Annotated in this window: 6 protein-coding genes; 2 read left to right on the top strand and 4 right to left on the bottom strand. The window is 40.0% G+C overall.

The annotated features are described in order from the left end of the window. Both GXP22_07335 and GXP22_07330 read right to left on the bottom strand, forming a co-directional pair. On the bottom strand, positions 1–126 hold a 126-nt coding region (locus GXP22_07335), incomplete at its 3' end, for an IS200/IS605 family transposase (GenBank protein ID NOX09280.1). A 330-nt stretch (positions 127–456) separates the two neighbouring features. Beyond that, positions 457–1,170 (bottom strand): peptidylprolyl isomerase, encoded by a 714-nt coding sequence (locus tag GXP22_07330; protein NOX09279.1) that lies wholly within the window; start codon positions 1,168–1,170, stop codon positions 457–459. A 261-nt stretch (positions 1,171–1,431) separates the two neighbouring features. On the opposite strand from GXP22_07330, the gene GXP22_07325 reads away from it, so the two are divergent. Further along, positions 1,432–1,638, top strand: a complete 207-nt coding sequence (locus GXP22_07325; GenBank protein NOX09278.1) for a helix-turn-helix domain-containing protein — start codon at positions 1,432–1,434, stop codon at positions 1,636–1,638. A gap of 399 nt (positions 1,639–2,037) precedes the next feature. Continuing rightward, on the top strand, positions 2,038–3,525 hold the full coding sequence (locus tag GXP22_07320; protein ID NOX09277.1) for a replication endonuclease: 1,488 nt from the start codon (positions 2,038–2,040) through the stop codon (positions 3,523–3,525). A 193-nt stretch (positions 3,526–3,718) separates the two neighbouring features. On the opposite strand, the gene GXP22_07315 is transcribed toward GXP22_07320, so the two are convergent. Both GXP22_07315 and GXP22_07310 read right to left on the bottom strand, forming a co-directional pair. Beyond that, positions 3,719–4,327 carry a hypothetical protein gene (locus GXP22_07315; GenBank protein ID NOX09276.1) on the bottom strand — a complete coding sequence of 203 codons (609 nt, stop codon included), beginning with the start codon at positions 4,325–4,327 and terminating at the stop codon, positions 3,719–3,721. Next, positions 4,327–4,920, bottom strand: coding sequence for a hypothetical protein (locus GXP22_07310; protein ID NOX09275.1), 594 nt, complete (start codon positions 4,918–4,920; stop codon positions 4,327–4,329). Before GXP22_07310 ends, GXP22_07315 begins: the two co-directional genes overlap by 1 nt. Positions 4,921–5,012: the final 92 nt, after the last annotated feature.

Raw genomic sequence — 5,012 nt, 5'->3', positions numbered from 1 at the left:
TCGTAATAACTCTCGACATCTTAGACCAATATCTCCTTCAAGAACCTCGTACCTATACTTGGTTACCCAGACAAGATGATACTTACAATCCCAAATCGTGTGGCCACCGTGTTTATAGTTCTGCATATACTGAAGCATAGCACCTTATCCCAGCCGCCTGAAGGCGTGGGATTTACGGATCCCCTATCGGGGACTTTAAACCACTCAGGGAAAAAGTAATCCAGATCTATATAAAGAGACACCGTAATAAAAGCAATCTACGTGCAGCCACACTTATCTGGAACAACGATCTATCAAAAAAAGATAATCGTGATGATAAAGACCACAATATCTTATCTGATGATAATGCCATTAAGCGCCTTGAAAAATGGATTGCAGATTTCAAAAAAACACTCCCAAAATAAAAAGCCTGCACAAAGGCAGGCTAGTAATGAATGATAAATTTTGGTGTTGTCGTTATTTACGTCTGCGAGAAAAACCAATCAAGCCGACCAATCCAGAACCGAACAACCATATTGCAGCAGGAATCGGTATCGGTACAACCGAGATACTATTAACTATTACCAAATCATCATACTGAAACCCTATAAAGGGGCTAAAATCAACTACTGGTATGCTAGGAGATACCCCATACGCACCCCACGTGGGCAAACCGGCTATAGCATCAACTATATCCATACCATTACCTAACACCTGACCAAAGACAGCATAACCACCACTATTACTAGACCCTAAGACCTCTGTGTTATCAACCAGGTTAATAAACCACTGGCTAGTGGCACTATCAGGACTACTATGCAGTCTAGCCATAGCGATGGTTCCACGGGTATTTGGAATCCCATATTCATTAACAATAGGCGCATCCTGAGGTAATGCCACAAAAGCCCCTGGATTACCTGTACTGTCATCAAAAGTAAAACCACCGCCTTGAATAACAAAGCCTGGTTCGCTGCGATGAATAATTGAATTAGAATAATCCCCATCATTTACATAATTCATAAAATTGGAGACAGTTAAGGGTGCAGCAGAATCGTATAGCTCTATATTGATATCCCCCAAAATAGTCTCCATGCGCACTACACTTGCAGTAGTGATGGCAGGCCAGATTAGCGCGATCAATATCAGAGTGTTTGTTATTGGTTTTTTGATTATTGCATTTTCGTTTAGCATACATATTCCCTTTGCTATTAATTAATCTAGTTAGAGTAGCAATATTTATTCCATTGCGACCAACCCATTGATACCATATGACTTTCCCATAAATAAACTTTTTAAACACCAGTTTTTTTAACAAACTGTAAATACATTCGACAGTAATATAGTGGAAATATACCGATACTTAGTAGCGGTATACCGATTCTAAGTAGCGACATTCCAACCTAAGATAAAATCAACAACAATTGCTCCTACATTCTCAATACGGAGCAAAATATGAACAACACACTACTCAACACAAAAACAGCCGCAGACTTCTTAGGGGTCAGCATGGCCTTCCTGGAACGCGACCGGTGGGCCGGTGCCAGAATCCCTTTCATAAAAATTGGCTCTCGGGCTGTCCGTTATCGCATGAGTGATCTTGAAAGCTATATTTCCGCAAATACCCGAATGTCCACCAGTGACATGGGCGGCATAGCATGATTACCGGTAATTACACATCAAACAAATCAGAAAAGTACCGGTACCCACCGGTCAGTCCTGGTACCTGTCCCGGTACTCGTTCATGAAACAGATCAGGAAAGCACCGGTTCTCACCGGTCGCCACCGGTCAAAGTACCGGTACTCGCACAAGGAATAAATCAAAAAAGTACCAGTATTGACCGGTCAGCACCGGTACCTTCACCGAAAGTCACCGGTCACTTCCGTAATGATGAATACCTGGAATCCATTGGGCACCCACATGATACCCCGTTTAGAAAAGACAAAATCAATGCCATACCCTTTCACTTTAGGCGACCCATAGCCAGACGGTATTCTGCTATTTACCAGAAAGAAGGACGATTTACCGCTAATCACTATCTGTTATATCTTGAAGATAAAATGAAGAGATTCAAGATCCGGTTGGCTGGTGATAATGACTACCTGCGTCAGTTTGCCAAAAACCGAGCCTATGACTGCATGCGAATCAAGGCAACGACCGATGATTTAGAGAAGGCTTACGATAAATGCAGCCGATATACCGCTAAATTTAGCCTTACAGCACCTCAAATAGATAAAAACATCAATCTCACCGGTGCTATTGCCCGTATGTGTGATGAACACTGGTGGCGCAGAGCTACACGAAAAGTACATGCTCGTGATATTGAGGCCATAGCCATTGATCTAGGCATGGTACACATTCAGGCAGGAACCTATATCAGTAATGAGAACTTCTACCGGCACAAAGATCAAAAGCAGCGCAACCGCTCCCTGTTAGATGAATTAATGGCAGTTAATGAACTCGGTCAGGAATACACCCTATCCCAGTTGGCTGATTTGTCGGTATCTAACCCTAAATTACGTCGATCCGAACTCATGGCGCGTATCTCAGGGTTTGAGATCATCGCCAAAGTAAAAGGACACGTTGGAGATTTCTATACAATCACCTGCCCAAGCCGTATGCATGCCTTCCATAAAAGACCAGCAAGAAAGAATGATAAATATGATGGCACCACCCCACGAGAGGCACAAAAATATCTGTGCAAGGTATGGTCTCGTATTCGTTCCAAACTGGATCGTGATGGTATCAAGCTCAGTGGTATGCGTGTAGCCGAACCACAACATGATGGCACTCCTCATTGGCACATGGTCGTATTTATGCCACCTGAACATAGAAAACATATACGAGAGGTATTCAAGCGCTATTGCTTACAGGTAGATGGTAACGAACCAGGTGCAGAAAAACACCGTTTTGTTATTAAGGCGATAGACTCCAACAAGGGATCAGCCGCCGGTTATATTGCCAAGTACATCTCCAAGAATATAGACGGGTACGGTATCGACCATGATAATAATGGCAATGATGCACAATCAGGAGCCGAACGGGTACAGGCCTACGCATCCACCTGGAACATACGCCAGTTTCAACAGATCGGCGGCCCCTCCGTCACTGTATGGCGTGAACTACGAAAGATTCGCAATGGTGACAACCTAAGTGATGAGACCTTAAAAAAGGCCTGGCAGGCTGCCGACAGTGGAGACTGGGCAGAATTTGTAAAGATCATGGCTGGCCCGACTGCCAGTAGAAAAGATCAGCCCGTAACCATAATCATGGCCTGGTCAGATAAACCAGGTAAATACGGCGAACCAACCGGATACCGGATTATTGGCATACAGACCATCCATGAAGAAGCGTTTACAAGAATTCATGCATGGAAGATCCAACAGAAACCGAAAGACGATAGTACCGAGATAATATTTGATGATCTAGTAGTAGACCTTTACACCACCAGGCAGGAAATGAACCTCAACCCCTGCCCTGATTCCGCATTTAGCTGGGAAATTTTGCAAGGCATTCCGATTTCCGCCCCCTTGGAGTTCTGTCAATAACTGTACGGTATAAATAGTCTTTATTTTATATATTCCAAAAATGCAGGCATTAAACCACCTAATTCAGGAATGCGAATGAGCGACCCTTGTAGCCACGGATTAGGTGAGTCCATATATTGGTATTTGCCAAAATATCCGCACAGCGGAAAACTGGTTGTATGCTGATAGCATAGTCATTCATCTTTTTATTTTTTTATATAATTCCTATTGCAACAATACATAAGTTATATAGAAACATATATGCTAGCCCAATAAACCCTAGAGCATGAAATAACATGGAGATATAAATAGACCATGGTCGTTTCTCCATAAAATAAAAATAAATTACCCAGAATACATCGCGTAATTTTTCTGAATTAAAATTAAAAACCAAACAGTCCTTCCCTATAGTTATATGGACAGCACTTCCAGAATCAATCTCTTGAACCGATACTTCACCAACAGCACCAATTAACTCTGATTTCAAAGTATTGGCTTCATTATCCTTTAAGTCTTTTATATACGTCTCAAGTGCATAGTTATTACCGCCATCACCTTCGTAACTAGAATAGGAATCATAATTTAAAATAATTTTTGGGCAAAACAAATAATAAATAATTGACCCTAAAAAAAAAGAAACTCCCGACATATACAATATTAATAAACTTATAGGAAAATTAATAACATCAAAATCATGACCGGTGAAATCATAATTCATTGAGTTTATTACTTTCAATAAAGCCGGGACGATAAAAATCCAAATTGATGTTGATGCCACAATCTTCCCGGTAGATAATGCTTTAAGCCTACTCCAAGTAAACATTAAAAAAGAGCCTCTTTAGATTCTTCCAATTCAATCACTTCAAATGCTGCCTTGAGTTTTTTGTTGATTAAATTCAGAGTATAACCATGTATAACATTACAAAAGTTTGTTACATATGAACCCTTCCTTAACATAGAAAAAAAGTCGAGATAAATTCGATCACTACCATCCCATCTATTTTCAGTATTTTTTAAAAGATTTTTTTTAAATGAACCATCTATTTTAAGCAGATTGTCAATATATTTAGTAAGTGCAACATCAGTGCTAGTTATCCTAAATCCAGCATTATTAAATATAAAGTGGCATGTATAGGACTCAGTAGGGTAATAATAACTAGCATAGTATTCAAACCCACCTTCTTTCCTTGGTTCAAATAGGATATTGCAACCTGAATAAATTCTTTTTATAGCTACATGTGACAAGGAAGATAATGATTTTAATTCATAAAGACTTGTTTCTTTTATATCTGTTATAGCAGCAATTGATGGTATAACCATAAACTTGTAAAACCTATACTCATCAAGGTAAAATAAAAAACCAAGCTCATCACCCCATTCCTTCCAGTATTTATTAGCTTTTTCATAAAACCGCATAGAATTTTTTTCAGTAGTTCGCTTCACAAAACACGCACTGAAATAGTTTTGTATACTGTCATGAATAAAGCTATATGTCATACCATCTTTAA

This window comes from Gammaproteobacteria bacterium, from assembly GCA_013151035.1.
Classification (GTDB): domain Bacteria; phylum Pseudomonadota; class Gammaproteobacteria; order JAADJB01; family JAADJB01; genus JAADJB01.
The sequence above is the reverse complement of the archived record's forward strand: the minus strand, read 5'-3'. Positions and strand labels throughout refer to the sequence as shown.